Source organism: Nonomuraea sp. NPDC049784 (genome assembly GCF_040659615.1).
Lineage (GTDB): Bacteria > Actinomycetota > Actinomycetes > Streptosporangiales > Streptosporangiaceae > Nonomuraea.
Genome location: NZ_JBFAMX010000997.1, coordinates 1 through 2,445 on the forward strand (window position 1 = coordinate 1; position 2,445 = coordinate 2,445).

At 66.8% G+C, this 2,445-nt stretch carries 1 protein-coding gene; it reads left to right on the forward strand.

What is annotated here, in order from left to right; all coding sequences use genetic code 11:
* Positions 1-754: 754 nt before the first annotated feature.
* Complete coding sequence (locus tag AB0J09_RS62285; RefSeq protein ID WP_360713588.1) at positions 755-1,777, forward strand: aldo/keto reductase; 1,023 nt, start codon at positions 755-757, stop codon at positions 1,775-1,777.
* Positions 1,778-2,445: the final 668 nt, after the last annotated feature.

Here is a 2,445-nt window from a genome sequence, read left to right on the forward strand (position 1 = left end):
GTCCCCAACCCGCTCCCGCAGACACTTACCGCTTAACCTGCAGAAACAGGATCACGCGAAGATCGATTCATACACCACGTCCGTGGACGTGACCCTGGCGATCTCGACACGGCTCATCAACGAGTTCGTTAGCCGGGGCTGTGGTTGCGGGAGTTTGTGGTGTTGATGGTTGGAGGAATGAAATTTTTCAACCGAGCTCCTTTACATTGTAGATCTCATAGGCGAGACGAGGCAGAACCGGGCCGCGTCACCGCCACATACAGGTTTGCCGGCCGCTCACCGACGACTGCCTGGCCAAGCACTGACGTGTCCAGATCTCCCCCGAAACAGCCACTACATCCAAGATCTCCGCCACTCCCCCACCGCCAGTTCCGACGCCCGACGCCGCGGGCCGTATGCCCAGGAGCTATCCCCCCGAGTTCCGCCGCAAGGTCCTTGATCTGCTCAAGGCCGGCCGGACCGTCGTACGCGTCGTTCTGGCCAAGGATGAGCTGGCCGCCCCGCATGAACGCCGATGGTTATCCTGCGTTGTTGACCTCTTCTCCCAGATGAGAGCGTGACGATCTCTCAGGCACGTGAGGCACGCTGCCCAGAGTGTCCAGGTGTCTCGATGATGATGGGTCTACTGGAACACCGGCACCGTCCGCCTGCTGAAACTGCTGGACGGCATCTCGCGCATCCGCGGCGCCTTTGAATCTTCCCCCGTTTCCTTGACCTGGAGCGTGCTCGAGCTCCTAGCGTCGGTGGCACCGAGATGGGAGCACATCACGTGAGAACTGTGCAGCTTGGCCGTACGGGTGAGCAGGTCAGTCAGCTCGCTCTAGGGTGCATGATCATGGGAACGGTGACGCCGGAGGACGAAGCCGTCACGATCCTCGACCGGTACCTCGAGGCCGGCGGCAACTTCCTGGACACCGCCGACTGCTACTGCTGGTGGGAGAGCCGGGGCAGCTACGGCGGCGAGAGCGAGGAGTTCCTGGGCCGCTGGCTGGCCAGGACCGGCGGTCGCGAGCAGGTGTTCCTCGCCACCAAGGGCAGCGCCGTGGTACGCGACCTGGACGCGGTCTGGTCCGACGGCCGGCCTGACTGGGACGCCGCCTACCGGACGTTCGCCGGGGCCGGGGCGAAGACCTTGCGGGAGGCCATCGACGGCAGCCTGCGCCGGCTCGGCACCGACCATGTCGACCTGTACTACGTGCACGTCGACGATCGCGCCACGCCCTTGGAGGAGACGCTGGAGGCGCTGGCCGGCATCGTGCAGGCCGGGAAGGCCCGCTACATCGGCTGGTCCAACGTGCGGACCTGGCGGCTGGAGCGGATCCGCCAGTTGTGCGCCCAGCACGGCTGGCCGGCGCCGGTGGCGCTCCAGCAGCAGCACTCCTACCTGCGGCGCCGGGCCGGGCTCCGGCACGCGTCCATCGTGGACGACGAGCAGCTCGACTACCTGCAGGCACACGACGACCTGACCCTGGTCGCCTATTCGCCGATCCTCAAGGGCATCTACGACAGCCCCGCCAAGCGCGCGGGCCACGAGGCGATGAACCCTTACCAGGGTCCGGACGCCGAGGCCCGACTCGCCGTTGCCGCCAAGGTGGCCGCCGAGACCGGCGTCACCCCGAACGCGCTGGTCCTTGCCTGGCTGCTGCACCAGACCTCGCCAGCGATCGTGCCGCTGATCGGGCCGCGCACGCTCCAGCAGTACGAGGCGGCGCTGCCTGCGCTCGACGTCAAGCTCACAGGGGAGCAGCTCGCCCGCCTCGATGCCGCCGGAGCCTGACAGGGGCCAGACCAAGTAGGCCGGAAAGGGCTAATGGGGCTGGTCAGAGGCCGTTACCGAGGCCTCAGTCATGCTGATCAGAAGTCTTCGACGTAGCCGGCCGCTGATGCCATCGGGACTCCTGTTGGGGCGGCCGTACTTCGCCGCTTCGCGAGGGCGAGCTCCACAGGGCCTGCTGACCAGCGGGAATCCCGTTAACGCCGGATTTCGTGCCAGTACCCCCGCTCGCGGCCATTGTAGGTCAGCCGGTAGTAGTCAGTGTTCGCCATCCGGCCTGGGCCAAGCGGCTCACCGGCGCCGACCGGCGCGGCCTGTCGGCGCTGTTCTGGACCGACCTCAACCTCTACGGCCGGTTCGACCCCGGGCGACGGTGCTGCTCGCTCCCCCTTCCTGAACACCTAACCGCAGATCAGCAAGGTGGTTGAGCGCGCCGGCCGGGAATCAGCTGCCCGGCCGGTCCTGCCGTGTCAGGTGCGTAAGGAGCCGCGTTCCCGTCAGCCGTCCAGGAGCTGCAGGTCGAGCAGTTCGAGGTGTTCGAGGTCGGCGATGATGTCGATCGCGGTGATCTGCCCGTCGGCGATGGTGAAGTCGAACACGACGCGGGGGTGTCCAGTCGGGGCCCAGACCAGTCCGGGTGCGCCGTCGACGAGGGCCGGTCGCGCGGCCTG

What these genes read in the sequence shown, in the direction of transcription:
- AB0J09_RS62285 (WP_360713588.1), top strand. Translation starts at nt 755, where the DNA reads ATGGGAGCACATCACGTGAGAACTGTGCAGCTTGGCCGTACGGGTGAG.